This is a genomic window from Erwinia sp. E602 (assembly GCF_018141005.1).
Taxonomy (GTDB): domain Bacteria; phylum Pseudomonadota; class Gammaproteobacteria; order Enterobacterales; family Enterobacteriaceae; genus Erwinia.
The window spans coordinates 2,270,135-2,292,157 of the sequence record NZ_CP046582.1; the positions used below are offsets into that span (position 1 = coordinate 2,270,135).

At 62.1% G+C, this 22,023-nt stretch carries 16 protein-coding genes; 12 read left to right on the forward strand and 4 right to left on the reverse strand.

The window, feature by feature from the left end:
* The first annotated feature begins 103 nt into the window (after window positions 1-103).
* A complete protein-coding gene (gene fabV, locus GKQ23_RS11755) occupies window positions 104-1,303 on the forward strand; it encodes an enoyl-ACP reductase FabV (protein WP_056241437.1) in 1,200 nt (399 codons plus the stop codon).
* A 263-nt stretch (window positions 1,304-1,566) separates the two neighbouring features.
* Here fabV and GKQ23_RS11760 read toward each other — a convergent pair whose 3' ends face one another.
* Window positions 1,567-2,586: a LacI family DNA-binding transcriptional regulator gene (locus GKQ23_RS11760; protein ID WP_212411258.1), complete on the reverse strand. Its 1,020-nt coding sequence runs from the start codon at window positions 2,584-2,586 to the stop codon at window positions 1,567-1,569.
* Window positions 2,587-2,697: 111 nt separating this feature from the next.
* Here GKQ23_RS11760 and GKQ23_RS11765 point away from each other — a divergent pair, with 111 nt between their 5' ends.
* Window positions 2,698-3,702, forward strand: a complete 1,005-nt coding sequence (locus tag GKQ23_RS11765) for a Gfo/Idh/MocA family oxidoreductase (RefSeq protein ID WP_212411260.1) — start codon at window positions 2,698-2,700, stop codon at window positions 3,700-3,702.
* Window positions 3,703-4,203: 501 nt separating this feature from the next.
* Here GKQ23_RS11765 and GKQ23_RS11770 read toward each other — a convergent pair.
* Window positions 4,204-5,235 carry a Gfo/Idh/MocA family protein gene (locus tag GKQ23_RS11770; protein ID WP_212411262.1) on the reverse strand — a complete coding sequence of 344 codons (1,032 nt, stop codon included), beginning with the start codon at window positions 5,233-5,235 and terminating at the stop codon, window positions 4,204-4,206.
* Between the two features lie 549 nt (window positions 5,236-5,784).
* Between GKQ23_RS11770 and GKQ23_RS11775 the strand changes: the two genes are divergently transcribed.
* The 9 genes from GKQ23_RS11775 to GKQ23_RS11815 all read left to right on the forward strand — a co-directional run bounded on the left by GKQ23_RS11775 (window position 5,785) and on the right by GKQ23_RS11815 (window position 19,681).
* The gene (locus GKQ23_RS11775; RefSeq protein WP_212411264.1) at window positions 5,785-9,741 is read left to right on the forward strand and encodes a bifunctional nitrate reductase/sulfite reductase flavoprotein subunit alpha; all 3,957 of its coding nucleotides are present in this window, start codon (window positions 5,785-5,787) and stop codon (window positions 9,739-9,741) included.
* A 101-nt stretch (window positions 9,742-9,842) separates the two neighbouring features.
* The gene (locus tag GKQ23_RS11780) at window positions 9,843-11,183 is read left to right on the forward strand and encodes an LLM class flavin-dependent oxidoreductase (protein WP_212411266.1); all 1,341 of its coding nucleotides are present in this window, start codon (window positions 9,843-9,845) and stop codon (window positions 11,181-11,183) included.
* Window positions 11,184-11,488: 305 nt separating this feature from the next.
* Complete coding sequence (locus tag GKQ23_RS11785; RefSeq protein WP_212411268.1) at window positions 11,489-11,968, forward strand: GNAT family N-acetyltransferase; 480 nt, start codon at window positions 11,489-11,491, stop codon at window positions 11,966-11,968.
* A 255-nt stretch (window positions 11,969-12,223) separates the two neighbouring features.
* Window positions 12,224-14,620: a TonB-dependent receptor domain-containing protein gene (locus tag GKQ23_RS11790; RefSeq protein ID WP_212411270.1), complete on the forward strand. Its 2,397-nt coding sequence runs from the start codon at window positions 12,224-12,226 to the stop codon at window positions 14,618-14,620.
* Between the two features lie 216 nt (window positions 14,621-14,836).
* Window positions 14,837-15,535 (forward strand): FadR/GntR family transcriptional regulator, encoded by a 699-nt coding sequence (locus GKQ23_RS11795; RefSeq protein ID WP_056241364.1) that lies wholly within the window; start codon window positions 14,837-14,839, stop codon window positions 15,533-15,535.
* Window positions 15,532-16,413, forward strand: a complete 882-nt coding sequence (locus GKQ23_RS11800) for a 2-dehydro-3-deoxygalactonokinase (RefSeq protein WP_056241361.1) — start codon at window positions 15,532-15,534, stop codon at window positions 16,411-16,413. The genes GKQ23_RS11795 and GKQ23_RS11800 overlap by 4 nt, the downstream gene beginning before the upstream one ends.
* A complete protein-coding gene (locus GKQ23_RS11805; RefSeq protein ID WP_212411272.1) occupies window positions 16,397-17,014 on the forward strand; it encodes a 2-dehydro-3-deoxy-6-phosphogalactonate aldolase in 618 nt (205 codons plus the stop codon). Before GKQ23_RS11800 ends, GKQ23_RS11805 begins: the two co-directional genes overlap by 17 nt.
* Window positions 17,011-18,159 (forward strand): galactonate dehydratase, encoded by a 1,149-nt coding sequence (dgoD, locus tag GKQ23_RS11810; protein ID WP_212411274.1) that lies wholly within the window; start codon window positions 17,011-17,013, stop codon window positions 18,157-18,159. The genes GKQ23_RS11805 and dgoD overlap by 4 nt, the downstream gene beginning before the upstream one ends.
* 229 nt (window positions 18,160-18,388) lie before the next feature.
* A complete protein-coding gene (locus tag GKQ23_RS11815; protein ID WP_056241350.1) occupies window positions 18,389-19,681 on the forward strand; it encodes an MFS transporter in 1,293 nt (430 codons plus the stop codon).
* Window positions 19,682-19,808: 127 nt separating this feature from the next.
* Here GKQ23_RS11815 and GKQ23_RS11820 read toward each other — a convergent pair whose 3' ends face one another.
* Window positions 19,809-20,102: a SelT/SelW/SelH family protein gene (locus GKQ23_RS11820; protein ID WP_212411276.1), complete on the reverse strand. Its 294-nt coding sequence runs from the start codon at window positions 20,100-20,102 to the stop codon at window positions 19,809-19,811.
* 315 nt (window positions 20,103-20,417) lie between these two features.
* Between GKQ23_RS11820 and GKQ23_RS11825 the strand changes: the two genes are divergently transcribed.
* Window positions 20,418-21,287: an ABC transporter substrate-binding protein gene (locus tag GKQ23_RS11825; RefSeq protein WP_212411278.1), complete on the forward strand. Its 870-nt coding sequence runs from the start codon at window positions 20,418-20,420 to the stop codon at window positions 21,285-21,287.
* Window positions 21,288-21,360: 73 nt separating this feature from the next.
* On the opposite strand, the gene GKQ23_RS11830 is transcribed toward GKQ23_RS11825, so the two are convergent.
* A complete protein-coding gene (locus GKQ23_RS11830) occupies window positions 21,361-21,756 on the reverse strand; it encodes a cupin domain-containing protein (RefSeq protein ID WP_371820211.1) in 396 nt (131 codons plus the stop codon).
* Between the last annotated feature and the right edge of the window lie 267 nt (window positions 21,757-22,023).

Consider the following 22,023-nt stretch of genomic DNA (forward strand, 5'->3'; position numbering starts at 1 on the left):
CAGGCTAAGGGCCGCTGTTCGCGCATGTGCGCTTTGCCCTGGCGCGGTGAAAGCGGTATCCTGACGCCTGTATTTAATAAAAAAAGTCTCTATTGAGGTCGACATGATTATTAAACCACGTATCCGTGGCTTCATCTGTGTTACTGCCCATCCGGCAGGTTGTAAAGCTAACGTCAAACAACAGATCGATTACGTCACTGCGCAGGGCCCGGTGGCTTCCGGCCCGAAAAAAGTGCTGGTGATTGGCGCCTCAACCGGTTACGGCCTTGCCGCCCGCATCTCTGCGGCCTTTGGCTGCGACGCCGACACGCTGGGCGTGTTCTTCGAGCGCGCCGGTGAAGAGACCAAACCTGCCACCGCCGGCTGGTATAACTCCGCTGCGTTTGAAGAGTTTGCCACTGAGAAGGGCCTGTACGCTAAAAGCATTAACGGCGACGCCTACTCAGACGCGGTTAAGCAGAAAACCATTGAACTGATTAAGCAGGATCTGGGTCAGGTTGACCTGGTGGTTTACAGCCTGGCCGCGCCGCGCCGTACCCATCCGGTTACCGGTGAAGTGTTTAACTCCACCCTGAAGCCGATCGGTAAACCGCTGGTCACCCGCGGCCTGAACACCGACAAAGAAACCATCACCGAAGTGGCGCTGGAGCCGGCTAACGCCGAAGAGATCGCCGGTACCGTGGCGGTGATGGGCGGCGAAGACTGGCAGATGTGGATCGACGCGCTGCTGGAAGCCGGCGTGCTGGCGGAAGGCGCGAAAACCACCGCCTTCACCTACCTCGGCGAGCAGATCACCCACGACATCTACTGGAACGGCTCGATCGGTGAAGCGAAGAAGGATCTGGACAAGCGCGTGCTGACCATCCGTGACACCCTGGCCGCCCACGGCAACGGCGACGCCCGCGTCTCGGTGCTGAAAGCCGTCGTAACCCAGGCCAGCTCTGCTATCCCGGTGATGCCGCTGTACCTGTCGCTGCTGTTTAAAGTGATGAAAGAGAAGGGCACCCACGAAGGCTGCATCGAGCAGGTTTACGGCCTGTTTAAAGACAGCCTCTACAACGCCTCGCCGATTCTGGATGACGTTGGCCGCCTGCGCGCCGACTACAAAGAGCTGCAGCCGGACGTGCAGGGTGAAGTGTCTCAGCTGTGGCCAACCGTCACCGACGAGAACCTGAACGAGCTGACCGACTTCGCCGGCTACAAGGCCGAGTTCCTGCAGCTGTTCGGCTTTGGCCTGGCGGGCGTCGATTATGACGCAGACGTTAATGCCGACGTGAAGATCAAAAACCTGGTGCAGATGTAATCTGCCCGGCGCTTCAGAGTACGATCAGGGCGACCCATAGCGGTCGCCTTTTTTTATCTTATCGTGCAGTGCAGCGACGAAGGGAGCCAGCTTAAGCGGATTCGCAGGCGAACGACATCCACGCTTCATGGCACGCGCTGCTGATGAGGCTTCCCGTGCGATGTAGAAGTCTATCCGCGCTTTACAGCAGTTGGCGCTGACCAGAGTGTATCGTCCGATCGTTAAAGCATGCTGCGTTGGTGGCAGGCTGGTCAGTTCTGCCGTTACGGCTGACAGTTCTCCCGCGTGTAGAGCAAAAAGTCTATTTTTCCGTCGTGATACTCATCCGGATTTGCATCCTGTTCCAGCCTGTTCAGCATCAGCGTTAACGCACGCTGGGCGTGCTCGCGGGTGTTCTGATCCAGCGTCAGCGCTACCACGTTCTGCGCCAGCAGGCGGCGGGTGGTTGGATAAAGTTCATGGGTGATAAACACTACGTCTGCCAGCCGGTGACGCGCCAGCGCCTCGCCAATATCCGTGTTGCCCAGCCCGGTGTTGTAAATGCCGCGGATTGTCGGACTCTGGTAGAGCTGTGCCTCCAGCTGGCGACCGATCTCACGGCGATCGTCCATCGCCGTCAGCACCTGGTGCAGCCGCAGCTGCGGAAACTGACTGGTAATCACCGCGCTGAATCCCTCCACCCGCTGACGGTGCGCCAGATAATCCATCCGCCCGCTGATAATCACCACTTCACCCGGCCCGCTGAGCATTTTGCCCATCAGCAACCCGGCGGTGCGCCCGGCCTGTAGCTGGTCAATGCCGACGTGGCACAGCCGGCAGGCGCCCGGCAGATCGGTCGCGAGGGTAATCACCGGCACGCCGCGTTCCCGGCACCGGGCCAGCGCGGCAAGCACCGCCGGGTGTTCATGGGCAAAGATCATCAGGCCGTCGCGCTGCTCACTGGCACGCAGAATTTGCGCGGCCAGCCGCTGCGGATCGCCTTCTGCCACCAGCGTGCGGTGCAGGGTCAGGCTGCGGTAGCCAATCTGGTCGGCCAGCTGGCTGAAGTGTTCACTCAGCTGGCCGAAGAAGAACGCTTCGTTGCTGCTCAGCAGTAGTTCGACCTGCCACGGGTGGCGATGAGCGTCGGGCAGCAGGCGGTTCAGACCGGCCTCACGCGCCGCCGCCAGCACCCGGCGGGTGGTGGCGGGTGAGACGCCGCCGCGTTCGTTGATCACCCGATCCACCGTGGCGATGCCCACGCCAATCTGTTTCGCCAGCGCTTCCAGCGTGATTTTCTTCACTGTTTTCTCCGCATGATGGCTTCCCATCAAAATCCCGATTCAGCCAGTATAGGCACTGGGGTTATCCTGGCAACGATTCGTTAACTTTCACCTGTTTAAAGGCGTCATTCAATGGCACAGAAGCGTAAGTTTGCCCTGCTGGGTACCGGTTTTATTGGTCAGGTTCATGCAAAAAATCTGGCGTCCCATCCCGATATTGAGCTAGTGATGGTTGCCGATCGGGATGCGGCGCGGGCGGCAGAGGTGGCCAGTCTTTATGGCGTGCGTGCCGGTAGCGTGGCGGAGGCGATCAACCATGATGCTATCGACAGCGTACTGATCGCCACTTCCACGCCGTCGCACGCCGAGTTTCTGGCGGCCTCGGCGGCGGCGGGCAAGGCGGTGTACTGCGAAAAGCCGATCGATCTGTCGCTGAGCAAGGCGCGTCGCGTGGTGGATGAAGTCGCACGTTATGACGTGCCGGTGACCGTTGGCTTTAACCGCCGTTTTGATCCGAGCCACAATCAGCTTAAGCAGCATTTAAAACAGGGGACGCTGGGCCGTGCGGAGCTGATTCAGATGGTGTGCCGCGCCTCCGAGCTGCCGCCGCTGAGCTATCTGCAGAGTTCCGGCGGGCAGATGCGCGATCAGGCGATTCACTTTTTCGATCTGCTGCGCTGGCTGACGGAAGAGGAGGTGGAGACGATCGGCGCGCTGGGGTCGGCGCTGGCGATGCCGGAGATCGCCGGGTTTGGTGATGTGGATACGTCGGTGCTGATGATGAAGCTGACCAGCGGGGCGCTGGCGCAGCTGGATAATACCCGCCGCACGGCTTACGGCTATGATGAGCGGATTACGGTGCTGGGCGATAAGGGGATGGCGGATTCGGCGGCGCAGAGTCCGCAGGGGGCGACGCTGTATACCACCGGCGGGATTACCCGTCCGGCGCTGTATGCGGACTGGTTTAACCGGGTGAAGGAGACCTATTATCTGCATCTGGATGCGTTTGTGCGGTCGCTGAACGGCGAGTCGGTGCAGGTGCCGGGGTTGCATGACGGGTTGCAGGCGCAGGCGATTGCGGAGGCGGCGGTGAAGTCGCTGGAGACGGGGCGTTTTTGTTCTGTTGAGCGGATTTAGGGCACGTTGTCTGGGTGGTTTGGGGCTCGTTGTCTTTGTGATCGAGATACCCCGGGCCTGTCAGCGGGCGCCCCTGCGCGGGTTACCCCGCTCCGGGCTCATCCCGCTGCCCTCCCGAAAAATGGGCTGTGGTTTTGGCTGGTGGTTTTGGGGCACGTTGTCTTTGTGATCGAGATACCCCGGGCCTGTCAGCGGGCGACCCTGCGCGGGTTACCCCGCTCCGGGCTCATCCCACTGCCTTCCCGAAAAATGGGCTGTGGTTTTGGCTGGTGGTTTTAGGGCACGTTGTCTGGTTGATCGAGATACCCCGGGCCTGTCAGCGGGCGACCCTGCGCGGGTTACCCCGCTCCGGGCTCATCCCGCTGCCCTCCCGGAAAATGGGCTGTGGTTTGGGCTGGGCATTTTTGAGCCTGGGAGCGGGTTTAACAAAGGGCCGGGCGATAAACGTCCGGCTTTTTTCTTCTTACTTCTTCGCAGATGCCGCTTTATTGGGGGCGTGCATCACTTCTCTTCGTTAAACACCTGACCAATCTGGCGGCGCACTTCGTCGATGGCGTCGAGGGTAGCGATGGAGAGTGACAGCGGGCGGATCGGCGAGTCGGTTTTGCCCTGACCGACGCACCAGGCGAAGTGGACGGCTTCGTGGAACAGCTGGTCGTAGCGGTTGCGTGGTTCGTCCCAGATGAGGGTTTTGCCGCCCTGGCTGGCGGTGAGGGTGAACGGGCCAGGGGCGTAGAAGCAGCCGTCGGTTTGCAGGGTAGCGTCGCGGCCGGCGATAACGGCGGCACCGGGGGTGTTGCTGAACAGGGTGGTGTTGAGCACCGAGTGCATGCCGTTATTGTGCGTCAGCAGCATTGAGGTCTGGCCGTTGAGGCCGCCGGCTACCGACTGGCCGGCGGCGTGGATAGTAGTGGGTGCGCCTGCGACTTTAACGCTGAGACCGATAAGGTAGCTGCCGAGATCCATCATCGGGCCGCCGGCGAGGTCGGCATTGAAGATACGGTGATCGGGGGTGAAATACTCGCCGTGGTCGGCCAGCAGGGTGTGCAGGTCGCCCAGCGCGCCGTCCTCCAGCAGCTGGCTGATGACGTCATATTTCGGCAGGAAGTCGCACCACATCGCCTCCATACAGAGCAGGCCTTTGGCGCGGCTGAGTTCGGCCAGCGCGCGCGCCTGCTGCCCGTTCAGCGCCAGCGGTTTTTCGATCAGCACGTGTTTACCGGCCTGTAAGGCTTTGAGCGCATCCGGGTAGTGGTGGTTGTGGGGCGTCGCGATGTAAACCGCATCGATATCCTGTTGTGCCAGCAGGTCGTCACTGCTGCCGAAGGCCTGGGCGATGCCCGTTTTGCCGGCAAAGGTGCTGGCGCGTTCATAAGAACGCGAAGCCACGGCCACCAGTTGCTGTGCGGTACTCTCTTTCAGTGATTTGGCAAAACGCTCGGCGATCCAGCCGGGGCCAATAATCCCCCAGCGCAGAGCGGGTACGGCGTGCGGATCCTGGATGCGGGCTTTAGGCAGGTGTGAAGGAAACATGACAGCTCCTGATTATTTCGTAGGGTAATCAACGGGTACGCGCCGTTGCGCGGCGGCGATATTTCACTATAGACAGCGCAGCGGGGGGCGGAAACGGCTTTTATGATGGAAAGCCATCAGTCAGCACTGCGGAATGGGCGCGACCGGCGACCGCTGGGGCAGAAAGGTTTCTGTACCGGCTTAAAAAGGCTGATGTGCAGTGATGGATAATGACTTTTTCAGCGTGCAGCGTCGCCAGGTCTTCCGCCAGGCGTGCAGTCGTTTTAACGATCCCGCGCGGCGAGTTACCGGCTGTTGACGGCAGAGGCAGTGCACGCCCCGGCCGTTAACGCTCACCCTGCCACCTTATAAAGCAGAGCTGCCCCGCACCAGTGCAGCTTACCGTCTTCCCCACCCGGAAATCCGCTTTCGCCAGGTGCTGCCCCCCTGGTACGCTTCTTGCACCCCTGATAATAAAGGTCGCTCAACGGTGAGTGGCCGCACTGCAACGGCGCTGTTTTGCTCTCCTGGCGGAGGGTAAGCGGCGCTTTTTTGTTTTCAGGGGGCGGGATGAGCAATAACCGGACGGTGCGCAGCGCGTGCCCGTACTGCGGCGTGGGGTGCGGCATTGTGATGCAGGTGGAGGCGGGATGCATCACCCGCGTCAGCGGCGATAAGCAGCACCCGGCTAACGCCGGTAAGCTGTGCAGTAAAGGCAGCAGCAGCCATCTGCCGGTCAGCGACGCCGGGCGTATGCAACGGGCGTGGCTGCGCGAGGATCGGCAACGTGAACCCTTGCCCGCCGCGATGGACGCGGCGATTAGCGCCACCGCCGGCCGCCTGCGTGCAATCCTCGACAGGGACGGGCCGGACGCCATCGCGCTGTACGTCTCCGGCCAGATGTCGCTGGAGGCGCAGTACCTCGCTAACAAACTGGTGAAGGGCTTTATCGGCAGCCAGCATATCGAATCCAACTCCCGGCTCTGTATGGCCAGCGCCGGTAGCGGCTACAGGCTGTCGCTGGGGTCAGACGGGCCGCCCGGCTCTTACGACGATTTTGGCCTTGCCGATCTGTTTCTGGTTACCGGGGCCAATATGGCCGACTGCCATCCGATCCTGTTTATGCGCATGATGGAGCGGGTACGCCAGGGGGCGAAGCTGATCGTGGTCGACCCACGGCGCACCGCCACCGCAGAGAAGGCCGATCTGCACCTGGCGATTCGTCCCGGCAGCGATCTGGCGCTGCTTAACGGGCTGCTGCATCTGCTGGTTAAGAACGCCGCCGTCGACGAAGCCTTTATCGCACAGTTCACCCGCGGCTGGCAGGCGATGCCCGATTTTCTCAGCGACTATACGCCCGGGCGGGTGGCGCAGCTCACCGGACTGACGCAGGCCGATATCGAGCTGGCCGCGCGCTGGTTAGGCGAGGCCGCCGAATGGATGAGCTGCTGGACCATGGGCCTTAACCAGAGCACCCACGGCACCTGGAGCACCAACGCACTGTGCAACCTGCACCTGGCAACCGGTAAAATCTGCCGCCCCGGCAGCGGGCCGTTCTCGCTGACCGGCCAGCCCAACGCGATGGGCGGGCGCGAAATGGGCTATATGGGGCCGGGCCTGCCGGGGCAGCGCTCGGCGCTGAACGCGGAGGATCGCGCCTTTGTTGAGCAGCAGTGGCGGCTGCCGCCCGGCACGCTTCGCAGCGAAGGCGGCGGTGGCACCCTCGCGCTGTTCGAACAGCTGCGGGCCGGGGCGATTAAAGCCTGCTGGATTATCTGCAGCAACCCGGTGGCCAGCGTGCCCGGCCGTGACCGGGTCATTGAGGCGCTGCAGGCGGCCGAGCTGGTGATCGCCCAGGACGCCTTTCTCGATACCGAAACCAACCGCTATGCCGATATTCTGCTGCCCGCCGCGCTGCACGCCGAAGCGGAAGGGGTGATGATCAACTCCGAACGCAGCCTGACGCTGATGCATCAGGCGGTGGCACCGCCCGGCGAGGCGTTGCCCGACTGGCAGATTATTGCCCGCGTCGCCTGTAAAATGGGCTTTGCCGACGCCTTCAGCTACCAGAGCGCGGAGCAGGTGTTTGATGAGATCCGCCGGTTCCACAACCCGGCCACCGGCTACGATCTGCGCGGTGCCAGCTATGCGCGGCTGCGGCAGCAGCCGCTGCAGTGGCCGTGCCCGCCCGACGACCCTCAGGATCGCCATCCGCTGCGCTACCTGAATCAGGGCATCAGCCAGACCCTGCGCGTGGCAGAAGACGGCAGCACGCCGCCCCTGAACTTTGCCACCGCCGACGGCCGCGCCTGCTTTTATGCCCGCCCGCATCAGGACCCGGCCGAGATGCCCGACGACGACTATCCGTTTCTGCTGAATACCGGCCGCGTGCAGCATCAGTGGCACACCCTGACCAAAACCGGCAAGGTGGCGACCCTGAACAAGCTTAATCCGGGCCCTTTTATTGAGGTGAACCCGCAGGATGCCGCACGGCTGGCGCTGAAAAACGGCGATGCGCTGCGCATCCGGTCGCGGCGCGGCGAGGCGGTGCTGCCGGTCAACGTCAGCGATCGCGTACAGCCCGGCTGCTGCTTTGCCCCGTTCCACTGGAACGATCTCTATGGCGAGCAGCTGGCGATTAACGCCGTGACCAGCGATGCCGTCGACCCGATCTCGCTGCAGCCGGAGCTGAAATGCTGCGCCGTCAGCCTGCAGCGGGTGGAGAAGATTATTTATCGTGACAGTGTCACAGATAGAGTCGCCAGCATTGCCATCCCCGCAGATTCCGTTAATACCACTAACGGTGCTGGTGCTGCTGACGCGCAGTCCGTGGCCAGCAACGCTGTACCGGCCGCCGGCATTACGCTGCTTTACGCTTCGCAGACCGGCAACGCCGCCGGGCTGGCGGAGAGCTTTAGCGCGCAGCTGCGCGACGGCGGTCTTGCGGTGGCGCTGCACGAGATGGATCAGGCCCCGGCGGACTGTCTGCGTGCCGGCGAAACGCTGCTGCTGCTGACCAGCACCTTCGGCGACGGCGACGCGCCGGATAACGGTCAGCAGTTCTGGCAGCGGCTGCAGGCGCAAGATGAACCGCTCATCGGGCTGCGTTACGCGGTGCTGGCGCTGGGCGACAGCAGCTTCGATCGTTTCTGCCAGCACGGCCGCCAGCTGGATGCGCGCTTAACGCAGCTGGCCGCCACGCCGCTGCTGCCGCTAAGCGAGTGCGACAGCGACTATGCGCAGCCCGCCAGCGCCTGGTTTAACCAGCTGCTGCCGCTGCTGAGTCTTCACATCCCGGCAGTGTATACCCCCTCCGTCAGCAGCGTATCATCCGCCCCGGCGGTAGCCGGTGCAGCTGCATCATCCGGTATTTCATCCGTCCACGCAGCATTCACGCTAGCAGCATCAAATCCGGCCTTATCATCTGCTTCTCATTTCAGCAAAAGCCAGCCGTACCCGACAACCTTGCTGGACAACGCCCGCATCAGCGCGCCCGAATCAGCAAAGGAGACGCGGCTGATCCGCCTAAGTCTCGGGCCGCTGAGCTATCAGCCCGGCGACGCGCTGGGGGTCTGGCCGCGCAACTGTGCGCGGCTGGTCGATGAACTGCTGGCGCTGACCGGGCTGGACGGCGAACAGGCGGTCAGCGTGGCGGAGCAGGGAGAGATGCCGCTGCGTGACGCATTGAGCCGCCACTATGAGATCGCCCGTCCGTCGCGGGAGGCGTTAAGCCTGATCGCCGGGCAGTCGGGCAACGGCGCGCTGCAACAGCGGCTGGCGCAGGGCGAGGCGCTGAAAAGCTGGCTGTGGGGGCGCCAGCTGGCCGACGTGCTGGCCGAATTCAGCTGGCGGGGGGAGGCGACAACATTGCTGGCCTGCCTGAAGCGGCTGCAGCCGCGCTTTTACTCGATCGCCTCCAGCCCGCTGGCGCATCCGGGCGAGATCCAGCTGACCGTCGCCACGGTGCGCTACGGCCAGCGCAAGGGCGTGGCTTCGGCGTGGCTGGCCGATCTGGCACCTGGCGACGCGGTGGCGGTCTTTGTTCAGCCGACGCGTCACTTCCTGCTGCCGGAAGCGGGCGACGCGCCGCTGGTGATGATCGGCCCCGGTACCGGCATTGCGCCGTTTCGCGGTTTTCTGCATCACCGCCGCCTGCGCGGCGACAGCGGCAAAAACTGGCTGTTCTTCGGCGAGCAGCATCAGCAGAGCGAGTTTTACTACCGCGAGGAGCTGGAGCCGATGCGCGACAGCGGGCTGCTGACCCGGCTGAGCCTCGCGTTCTCCCGCGACCAGCCGCAAAAAATCTACGTGCAGGACCGGCTGCGTGAAGAGGGGGATAACCTGTGGCGCTGGCTGCAGGAGGGCGCACGACTGTATCTGTGTGGCGACGCCAGCCGCATGGCGAAAGACGTTGAGACGGCACTGCGTGATATCGCCTGCCAGCACGGTGGGATGAATGCACAGCAGGCCGCCGGCTGGCTGCAGCAGCTGGCGCAGGAGAAACGCTACCTGCGTGATGTGTATTAGCCGCAAACCGGCAATAGATTGCCGATATTGATATTTAATTTCCCGGCGTTTTTATGAAAATCTGGAGCCAGTTACCGCTATCAGGATCAGGGAGTTAGCCAATGAGCCAGACCAAACGCCGGATTAAACTGGGGTTAATGTTACAGGGAGCCGGTGGGTATATGAACTCCTGGCGCCACCATCGCGCGGCGGCGGACGCCAGCGTCAATATTGCCTGGAACCAGCAGCTGGCGAAAGACGCCGAAGCTGCCGGTTTCGATTTTCTGTTTGTAGCCGACGGCCTGCACATCAACGAAAAATCGCTGCCGCACTTCCTGAACCGCTTTGAGCCGATTGCGCTGCTCTCCTCGCTGACGGCGATCACCTCGCGCATTGGCCTGGCCGGCACCATCTCCACCTCCTACAGCGATCCCTTCACCGTGGCGCGTCAGCTGGCCTCGCTGGATCTGCTGAGCGGCGGCCGCGCGGGCTGGAACGTGGTGACCTCACCGCTGGAAGGCTCCGGGCGTAACTTTGGTAAAACCCACCCGCAGCACGCCGAACGCTACCAGATCGCCGAGGAGTATATCCAGGTGGTGCAGGGGCTGTGGGACTCGTGGGAAGATGACGCCTTCGTGCGCAACAAAGAGAGCGGCGTGTTCTTTGACGCGGCGAAGCTGCACGCGCTGAATCACAAAGGCGATTACTTCTCGGTGGCCGGCCCGCTGAATATCCAGCGTTCCGCCCAGGGGCAGCCGGTGGTGTTCCAGGCCGGCGCCTCGGATACCGGCATTGCGCTGGCGGCGAAAACCGCCGATGCGGTGTTCACCAACGCGCGTACGCTGGAAGAAGCGACGCTGTACGCACAGAAACTGCAGCAGGCCGCAGAGCAGCACGGCCGCGCCGCGTCGGGGATCTTCCCCGGCATCAGCCCGATCGTCGGCCGCACCGAGGCCGAGGCCGAAGAGAAGTACCGCTATCTGCTGTCGCTGCTGTCGCTTGACGACGCGCTCAGCTACCTCGGCCGCTTCTTTGACCATCACGACTTCAGCCAGTATGACCCGGACGCGCCGTTCCCGGAGCTGGGCAGTCTCGGCGAGAACAATTTCCGCTCCACCACCGATCAGATTAAGAAGCTGGCGCGCGATGAAAACCTCACCCTGCGCGAAGTCGCCTACCGCACCACGGTGCCGAAGGGCGAGTTCTTCGGCACGGCGGAGCAGGTGGCCGACGCCTTTATTCGCTGGACGGAGCAGGGCGGTGCCAGCGGGTTTATCATCGCCGGGCCGGTGCTTAACGAAGCGCTGGAGGACATCACCCGCTACGTACTGCCGATCCTCGCCGCGCGCGGCTACTGGCAGATTGACGACACCACCCGCACGCTGCGCGGCCGCCTTGGCCTGCCGAAGCGCGCTAACCGCTATGCTGAAAACCGTCAGGCGGCACTGACCTCAGCAGAGTAACGCCGCCTGCCTGCAGTGACCTCAGCAGAATTAAGCGGTGTTGCCAGAGGGGGGCGAATGCTGCCTCTCCCGAGGGGAGTGCAGCGCCGCCCGGCCCGCCCAATCAGCGCCCGACAGCGTTTTCACGTTGCCGGGCGCTGTTGCCGTCATACAGCTGACGCTGATGCCCACCTTCCTGCCCGTCCAGGCTCGCCACACGCGGCCTGATGTGCCCACTCTGATGTATTAGCTCAGATTCCTCTTCATTCCAACCCTCTCAGCCGCTATGCTGCCCGCCTGAAATACCGTTACCCCAGGGAGTTACTATGAATACCGTTATCCGCCGTGCCACCCGTGACGATGCCGGGCTGATTCTGGCAATGATCGCCGAGCTGGCCGACTACGAAAAAGCGCTGCATGAAGTGGTCGCCAGCCAGCACGATATTGAGACCTCGCTGTTTGCCGCCGACAGCAAGTCGGAAGCGCTAATCTGTGAAATTGGCGGGGAAGCGGCTGGTTACGCCGTGTTCTTCACCAGCTACTCCACCTGGCTTGGCAGGAACGGTATTTATCTGGAAGATCTCTACGTCAGCCCGCGTTTTCGCGGCCAGAAGGCGGGGAAAACCCTGCTGCGCCACATCGCGCAGCTGGCCGTAGAGCGCGGCTGCGGTCGACTGGAGTGGAGCGTGCTGGACTGGAACCAGCCGGCGATCGACTTCTATCTGAGCATCGGTGCCGCCCCGCAGGATGAGTGGGTGCGTTACCGTATGGAAGGGCAGGTGCTGCGCGATTTTGCCGCCGGTTGATCCCCTCCGAGGGTGGCGCATCGCCGCGCCATCCTCCGCTATTGCCTCGCTTTTCCCCTTCGCGCAACGGCTGACCAGCGCAAAAGTTCACTGCTTAAATGTAATATTTTGTATCAATGGATTGATAATCATTCTCGTCTGTATATGATATCGCAAAATATAAAATGTTAGTTTCCCGCAGTAAATGTGGGCTTATGCACCTGTTAATCAAAGCAAATGTGGGCGAATACCAATAATTAAATCAAGGTATTTCGCATGCTCAACTTTTCATCCCGCAAGGGATTGCTGCACACGTCAATTGTTATGGCGATCGTCACCACCGCCGCCAGCGCTGCGTATGCCGCGCAGGCAGACAATGCCGTTGCCGCCAGCACCAGTAGCAACACCGCCTCCACGTCGAAGAGTGACGAAGCGCAGATCACCGTTACCGCACCGGCCGTTAAGCACGTCGCCGGCAGCGAGGTGAGCGTCTCTGCCGATGAACTGCGCCAGCGCGGCGGCAACGACTTCGGTTCCATCATGCGTTACCAGCCGCTGATCGGCGCGGTGGGCAGTAGCGGCGGCTCCAGCAGCGGCAAAAGCGGCTTTGATCGCGGCGGCTACACCGGCTACAACATCCGCGGCCTGGAAGGCAACCGCGTGGCGATCGACGTCGACGGCGTACCGCTGCCTGACGCCACCGGCCGCCCTTACGTCGGCCGCGCCGGCCTGAACACCTTCGGTATCGGCCGCGACTACATCGATCCTTACCTCTACGGCCGCGTTGATATTGAATCCGGGGCTACCCAGACCCAGCGCACCACCACCGCGCTGGGCGGCACCGTCTCCTTCGTACCGAAATCGGCCGATGACTATCTGACACCGGGCAAACAGACCTACTTCGGCTACCAGAGCGGTTATGACTCCGCCAGCCGCAGCTGGCAGAACGGCGTTACCGCCGCCGCCGGCGACGAGATCCTGCGCGGCCTGATCGCTTACAGCCGCCGTGACGGCCAGCAGACCCGCAATAACAGCGACGAGCTGGCGGCCTTCCCGGCCAACTGGCACTCCGACGCGCTGCTGGCCTCCGGTATCTGGCAGCCAAACGACGAGCACAAGCTGACGCTGGGCGGTGACTTCTACAGCAAGGTTAACCACACCCGCTATGACAGCTGGAATAACGCCGGAACGCTGATCGAGGGCGACGCCAACCAGCAGAGCAACAGCCGCCGCTGGGGTCTGAACCTGAAGGACGAGTGGACGCCGGCCAACGCCTGGATCGACAGCCTGAGCAACAAAATTGACTATCAGAACACCCAGGCGCACGACAACACGCTGCTGCCGGTGGCCGACTCCAGCCCGCTGCGCATGCAGCGCGTCTACTCCGATTACAACGTTGAGACCTGGGGCTATGAGGGGCAGCTGAGCAAAACGCTGGGCCGTCACGATCTGCTGGCCGGCCTTAACGCCCGTCTGTCCGACACCGAGCGCCCGTTCAGCGAGTCGCCGACGCCGGCCGCCAACAGCGCCGCCACCACGCGTCCGCAGAGCGACAGCCGCACCGTTGTTCTGGGTGGCTTTGTGAAGGACAGCATTAACTTCGATCTTGACGGTCACGGCTTTGCCGTGGTGCCGGGCGTGCGCGTGCAGCATCAGAAAACCAAACCGCAAAATCTGGCGAGCATGGCTGAGGGTACCGCAGTGCTGACCCCGGCGGACGCCGAGAAGCTGTACGGTAAAGCCAACAGCGACACCCAGGTACTGCCGTCAATCAGCTTCAACTATGACATCACGCCAGCGCTGATGACTTACGTTGAGTACCGCCGTGGCGCGCAGTTCCCGAACGCCACCCAGCTGTACGGCTCGTGGAACCTCGGTTCCAACTACGTGCCGGGCAACCGTCAGTATGCGCTGATTGGCAACACCGACCTGGACACCGAAACCAGCAACAACGTTGAGTGGGGCATCAAAGGCCAGGCGACCGAAGGCGTGGCGATTAACGGTGCGCTGTTCTACAACACCTATAAGAACTTTATCGCCACCACCCGTTACACCCGCGCCGGCGCGCCGGACAAGTTCACCAACCTGCCGGCCAACATCGCCACCATCTATCAGACCGAGAACCGCGATAAGGCCTATATCTGGGGCGGTCAGATTGGCGCTAAGGTTAACTACGGCACCTGGTTTAACGCGGTGGAAGGCCTGAGCAGCAGCTTCTCTCTGGGCTACAGCAAAGGGCAGGCGAAGTCCTCTTACAACGGCGACCGCTACGTCGATCTCGACAGCGTGGCACCGATGAAGGCCACCGTTGGCCTGGCGTGGAACGATCCGTCGCAGCGCTATGGTGCGGAAGTGATGGCCACCTTTGTGAAAGGCAAGAAGGCGGAAACGACCAACCGTGAAGGCTACCTCAACAACGGCGCGCCGATTACCGACGCCACCGCCGGTTATCAGCGGGTGCCGGGCTACGGCACGGTGGATATGACCGCGTGGGTGCAGGTGGCGAAAAACGTCCGCGTTAACGGCGGCGTCTACAACCTGACCGACCGTAAATACCGCGACTACCTGAGCAGCCGCGACCTGACCGGCGACACCCCACGTGACGTCGCTGACCAGGCGCTGGCCGTGCAGCCGGGCCGCAGCGTGCAGCTGGGGGTTAACGTCGACTTCTGACCCCGGCCGACATTTTGCCTCCCTTAAAAGATCGCTTCGGCGATCTTTTTTTATTCCTGAGAGGTGGGTTGTATTTTTTGTGATCTGGATTGTAGTACAACTAACGCAGATGGTACTACAATCACTCCCGCACCGCGCCTCAGGCCGCTGAGATCTGTGCAGCGCCGGTTCTCCGCGCTACGCTGCCGACTCATCGCCACTAACGGACTGAAAACTATGACGCAAGAGAGTCTGAGTAAAACGGAACGCATCATCCTGACGCTGGGTGAGGAGATCGTCACCGGCAAATACCTGCCCGGCGCGCCGCTGCCGTCCGAGGCGGACCTGTGTGAACAGTTCACCACCTCGCGCAACATTATTCGCGAGGTGTTTCGCTCGCTGATGGCGAAACGGCTGATTGAGATGAAGCGCTACCGCGGCGCGTTCGTCACCCCGCGCAACCAGTGGAACTATCTCGACAGCGACGTGCTGCAGTGGTCGCTCTCCAGCGACTACGATCCGCGGCTGATCGCAGCGATGAATGAGGTACGCGTGCTGGTTGAGCCGCAGGTTGCCCGCTGGTCGGCGGAGCGCGCCACCTCGGCGGATCTCGCCGCCATCGAGCAGGCCTACGGCGATATGGTGGCGCACCGCGAAGATCGCGACGCCTTTAACCAGGCCGATATCCGCTATCACGAAGCGGTGATGGCCTCGGTGCATAATCCGGTGTTGCAGCAGCTTAACGTGGCGATTGGCCAGCTGCAGCAGGCGGTGTTTACCCGCACCTTTATGCCGGATGAGGGCAACATGCCGCGCACGCTGGCCGAACACAAAGCGCTGTTTGACGCCATCCGCCACCAGGATGCCGACGCCGCCGAGCAGGCGGCCAAATCGATGATTGCCAGTTCAACGGCGCGACTTAAGGACGTTATGTGAGCAGCTATATTGCGATTGACTGGGGTTCGACCAACCTGCGCGCCTGGCACTATCAGCAGGATCGCTGCGTTGATCAGCGCCGCTCGGAGGCCGGCGTCACCCGCTTAAACGGCCGTACCCCCGCCGACGTGTTTGACCAGGTGACCGCTGGCTGGCCTGTCAGCGAGGTGCCGGTGGTGATGGCCGGTATGGTCGGCAGCAATGCCGGCTGGCTGCCGGTGCCGTATCTGGCCTGTCCGCTGCGGCTGGGCGAGATTGCCTCCCGCCTGACCCGGGTTGAGAACCGGGCGTGGATCGTACCGGGGCTGAGCGTCGAGCAGCCCGACAACCTTAACGTGATGCGCGGTGAAGAGACCCAGCTGCTCGGTGCCGTGGCGCTGGCCGCCGCCGACCTCTATGTCATGCCCGGCACCCACGCCAAGTGGGTGAGGGCGGAGGGCGACCGGGTGGAGACGTTTCGCACAGTGATGACCGGCGAACTGCACCACCTGCTGCTCAGCCAGTCGCTGGTCGGTGCCGGGCTGCCCGCACAGCGTGAGGACGCCGCGGCGTTTGCCGCAGGCCTGCAGATCGGCAGCGAGGATCGCTCGATCCTCTCACGGCTGTTTGAAGTCCGGGCGGCACACGTGCTGGGCCGCCGCGCGCCGGACACCATCAGCGAGTTTCTGTCCGGGCTGCTGATCGGCCACGAAGTGGCGACCCTGGCGGATCAGTGGGCCGTTACCCCGGCGCAGCCGCTGACGCTGATCGCCGGCAGCGCCTTGTCGCTGCGCTATCAGCAGGCGCTGCGCTTTATCGATCTGACCGTTAACCCGCTGGACGGCGACGTCGCCTTCCGGCACGGAATAAGGAGCATTGCCCATGCGCTGGCAAACTGAGCTGCCGCTAATCGCTATTTTACGCGGCATCCGCCCGCAGGAGGCGCAGGCGCATATCGCCGCGCTGATCGACGCGGGCTTTGATGCCATCGAGATCCCGCTTAATTCGCCGCAGTGGGAACAGAGCATTGCCGCCGCGGTCCGCGAATTTGGCGATCGCGCGCTGATCGGGGCCGGTACCGTGCTGCAGCCCGACCAGGTGGATCGGCTGGCCGCCATCGGCAGCCGGCTGGTGGTGACGCCAAACACCGACGCGGCGGTGATCCGCCGGACGGTCGCCTGCGGCATGACGGTGGCCGCAGGCTGTGCCACCGCAACTGAAGCTTTCACCGCGCTGCAGGCCGGCGCACAGTCGCTGAAAATTTTTCCCTCCGCGGCGTTTGGCCCGGACTATATCAAAGCCCTGAAGGCGGTTCTGCCGCCGGAGGTGCCGGTGTTCGCCGTCGGCGGCGTCACCCCGCAGAACCTGCATCAGTGGCTGGCGGCAGGGTGCATCGGCGCCGGGCTGGGCAGCGATCTCTACCGTGCCGGGCAGCCGCTGGCGCGCACCGTTGACCAGGCACTCGCATTTGTTGCCGCATATAAGGAAGCGTTACGATGAAAATAACCAAACTGACCACTTACCGCCTGGCACCGCGCTGGATGTTTCTGAAGATTGAGACCGATGCAGGCGTGGTCGGCTGGGGCGAGCCGGTAATCGAAGGGCGCGCGCGCAGCGTCGAAGCGGCGGTGCACGAGCTGTCGGAGTACCTGATTGGCCAGGACCCGGCCCGCATTAACGATCTGTGGCAGGTGATGTATCGCGGCGGCTTCTACCGCGGCGGCCCGATCCTGATGAGCGCCATTGCCGGTATCGACCAGGCGCTGTGGGATATTAAAGGCAAAGTGCTGGGGGTGCCGGTGTGGCAGCTGCTGGGCGGTCTGGTGCGCGACAAAATGAAAGCCTACAGCTGGGTAGGCGGTGACCGTCCGGCCGAGGTGATCGACGGTATTAATAAGCTGCGGGCGATCGGCGTCGATACTTTTAAGCTTAACGGCTGCGAAGAGATGGGCATTATTGACAGTTCACAGAAAATTGACGCTGCGGTGAATACCGTAGCGCAGATCCGTGAAGCCTTCGGTAATCAGATTGAATTTGGCCTGGATTTCCACGGCCGCGTCAGCGCACCAATGGCAAAAGTATTAATTAAAGAGCTGGAGCCGTATCGCCCGCTGTTTATTGAAGAGCCGGTACTGGCCGAACAGGCGGAATATTATCCGAAGCTGGCGGCGCAAACGCATATTCCGATTGCCGCCGGTGAAAGGATGTTTGACCGCTTTGAATTTAAACGCGTGCTGCAGGCCGGTGGCCTGGCGATTCTGCAGCCGGACCTGTCGCACGCCGGTGGGATTACCGAGTGCTATAAAATCGCCGCAATGGCGGAAGCCTATGACGTGGCGCTGGCTCCGCACTGCCCGCTGGGGCCGATTGCGCTGGCCGCCTGCCTGCACGTCGACTTTGTCTCGCGCAATGCGGTATTCCAGGAGCAGAGCATGGGTATCCACTACAACAAAGGGGCCGAACTGCTGGATTACGTGCTGAATAAAGATGATTTCAAAATGGATGACGGCCATTTCCATCCGTTGCAGAAGCCCGGCCTCGGGGTGGAAATTAATGAGGAACTGGTGACTGAACGCAGCAAACAGGCACCGGACTGGCGGAATCCGCTGTGGCGTCTGCCGGACGGCTCCGTCGCCGAGTGGTAATTGCCGTTACTGAATAAACAGTGAAAACAGATTAAAACAGCCTGTTAATAAAACAGGGACGGGATCGGCTGCGCCTCAGTCAGGCCGCACGACCGCTTCTGCACGCATCCGGCATGGCACAATAATAACCCACGGCGCATATTTAGCGCGGCAGGGTGGGCCATGCCGTTTTCAACACAACCTCTACCCGGTGCGCAACCCGGCACCTTAAATATAACAGGTACCCTCTATGGAACTTTCTCAGGTTAACGCCAGACCAACCCGCAGGCGTTATTTAACGCTGCTGATGATTTTTATTACCGTGGTGATCTGCTACGTCGATCGCGCCAATCTTGCCGTGGCCTCCGCGCACATTCAGGAGGAGTTTGGCATCAGCAAGGCGCAGATGGGTTACGTCTTCTCCGCCTTTGCCTGGCTCTACACGCTGTGCCAGATCCCCGGCGGCTGGTTCCTTGACCGCGTAGGCTCGCGGCTGACCTACTTTATCGCCATCTTCGGCTGGTCGGTGGCGACGCTGCTGCAGGGCTTTGCCACCGGGCTGATGTCGCTGATTGGCCTGCGGGCGATCACCGGCATCTTCGAAGCGCCGGCGTTCCCGACCAATAACCGGCTGGTGACCAGCTGGTTCCCCGAGCAGGAGCGCGCTTCGGCGGTGGGCTTCTACACCTCAGGCCAGTTTGTCGGCCTGGCGTTTCTGACCCCGCTGCTGATCTGGATCCAGGAGCTGCTGAGCTGGCACTGGGTGTTTATCATCACCGGCGGCATCGGCATTATCTGGTCGTTTATCTGGATCAGATACTACCAGGCCCCGCGTAAAAGCGCCGGCATCAACCAGGCCGAACTTGACTATATCCGCGACGGCGGCGGCATGATCGACGGCGATGCGCCGGTGGAGAAAAAGACGCGGGTGAAGATGACCGCGGCGGACTGGAAGCTGGTGTTCCATCGTAAGCTGTGCGGCGTCTATCTCGGACAGTTCGCGGTGACCTCGACGCTGTGGTTCTTCCTCACCTGGTTCCCTAACTACCTGACCCAGGAGAAGCAGATCGCAGCGCTCACGGCCGGCTTTATGACCACCGTACCGTTCCTCGCCGCGTTTGTCGGGGTGATCCTCTCCGGGATGGTGGCGGACCGGCTGGTACGCAGCGGCCGTTCGATCGGTTTTGCGCGGAAAACGCCGATTATCTGCGGCCTGCTGATCTCCACCTGCATTATGGGCGCGAACTACACCAACGATCCGCTGTGGATCATGGTGCTGATGGCGGTGGCGTTCTTTGGCAACGGTTTTGCCTCGATCACCTGGTCGCTGGTCTCGTCGCTGGCTCCGGTGCGGCTGATTGGCTTAACCGGCGGCGTATTTAACTTCGTTGGCGGGCTGGGGGGCATCACCGTGCCGCTGGTGGTCGGTTATCTGGCGCAGGATTACGGCTTTGCCCCGGCGTTAACCTATATCTCCTGCGTGGCGCTGCTCGGCGCACTCTCCTACATCCTGCTGGTGGGCGACGTGAAGCGGGTCGGCTGAGTCGACTCCCGCATGCGAACCGCCTGCACACCGTGCAGCCCGTGTGGCTGCACTGTGCAGAATCCTCTCCTGAAACCGCAGGTCAGCGCTGCGCAACAGCACCCCTCGCCACGCCGCTGACAGGCGCTTACTGCGCCGCCTGATGCTTATCAATATGCCCCAGATCACGCTCCGGCCAGCACACCGCGCGCAGGCGACGTTTGATTTCAGCGGCGTCCGGGAAGCCGTTATCCGTTTTGCGATCCCAGATAAGTTGTTCGTTAACATGGATCTGATAAATGCCGCCGGTGCCGGGCACCAGCGTCACCGCGGCGAGATCGGTGCTGAAGGTGTGCAGCAGCTCCTGCGCCATCCAGCTGGCGCGCAGCATCCAGTTGCACTGGGAACAGTAGTTAATGGTCACAACGGGCAGGGTACTCATGGCTGAACTCCTCGGAAGGGGGCGGCGATCGCGGTTAAACAAGTCTCTGTAGTCTAACGTTTTAGTGCCCGGCTGTCGCGCAGCACAGGCGGCCTGCGGGATGACGCGAATAAATGCTTTCTTCCTCTGACGATTCCCCGATTTCTTCTTTGTCCCGCCGCCTGCGGTTTGCTATTGCTGAGAGAGGCTACTCAGAATTCAGAAAGGAAACGACATGGAAATCTACTGGTATCTTACCGTCCCCGACGGGCCGCAGCCGTGGACGGCGGACGGCAGTTACAAAACTGACTACGACGGGTTTAAGAGGGTGGCGTCATGACGCTTCGTATTGGCAGCCACCCGGACAACCTGTCGCTGTTTATTCTGCGCCATCGCGGCGTGCTGGAGAGCGCGCTGGCAGACGCGGGCGGGGTGGCCTGGGTGGACTACCTGCACGGCGGCGACAGCGCCAGCCTGCTGAGCGATGGACGGCTGGACGTGGCCGGCACCGGCTCGACGCCGCCGGTGATCGCCGCCGGCAACGGACTGGACGTCGCCTATCTCGCCGCCTCGCCGGATCGCGGGGCCAGCTGCGCGCTACTGGCGATGAAGGAGGGGCCATACAGAAGCCTCGACGACCTGCGCGGCGCGCGCATTGCCTGTATGCAGGGCTCGTTTACCGATCGCTTTATCGCCCGCCTGTTGCTGCAGCAGGGGCTACGGCTGGAAGACGTCACGCTGGTCGATCTCAACGGCAGCGATTCGGCGCGCGCGCTGCGTGAAGGGCGGGTGGATCTGTGGGCGGCGATTGATCCCTGGCTGACCGCAGCGCGGGATGCTAAAAAAATCCGCTGCGTGGCCCAGGCCGACGATGCGATCGCCAACCGCTCGCTGTTCTGGTGCCGCCGGCGCTGGCTGCAGCAGCACGAAGCGCTGGCGGAACCGCTGCTCGACGCGCTGACCGCCAACGATCGCTGGATCGCCCTGCATCCGCGCCAGGCAGCAGAGCTGCTGCACCAGCACCTGCCCGGCGCGGTCAGCGCCGCCCACTGGCTGACGACCATTGGCGCGCGGCCGTGGGGTATTCAACGGATGAACGATGCGCTGCTCGCCGGGCAGCAACGGCAGGCCGACGATCTGTTGGCCGCCGGATTTATCACCCAGCCGCTGGCGATTGCCGCCGCGGTGGCACAGGAACCACGATGAAAAAACAGAGAACGCTGGCCGCTGGCTGCCGCATTGGGAGGATCCCCTGACAGGTCACCCGGGGTTGTGAATGTTATTGCTGATACTGCTCATCCGTCACATGCTCCAGCCAGTCAATGGCGCTGCCGTTCACCTCCTCAGCAATCGCCACATGGGTCATGCTGCTCTCCACTCCGGCCCCGTGCCAGTGTTTCACGCCGGGGCGGATCCATACGCTGTCGCCTTCGGCGATCTGCTGCGCGGCTTTTCCCCACTCCTGCACCCAGCCCTGGCCGGCGATCACGATCAGCGTCTGCCCTAGTGGATGCGTATGCCAGGCGGTGCGCGCGCCGGGGCTGAATGACACGGTAGCCCCGCTGACCCGTGCCGGTTCGGTGGTTTTAAACGGCTGGTTAATCTTTACCCTACCGCTGAAGTAGCTGGCCGGGCCATCGGTGGTGGGGGTGCTGGCTTTTTTCGTTACGTCGATCATCAGAAATCCCTGATTAAAACAGATCACAGCAGCCAGTATGCCAGCGGTAACCTCGTCGGCCTTATGACAAATTTTTAGTTACTGTGCAAAAAAATGAATGAACCGGGTATGTAATTTATCTTAATAACTTTCTGTTATTTATGAAATTTCATCTCTCAGCATGACAAGGTTATCTTACAGATGAAAATTCTGAACTGCCCGGACTGCGAGTAATAGTCTCAGTGAGATCGTTACTTTCGCCGGATACCTCACTTTTTTATCTTT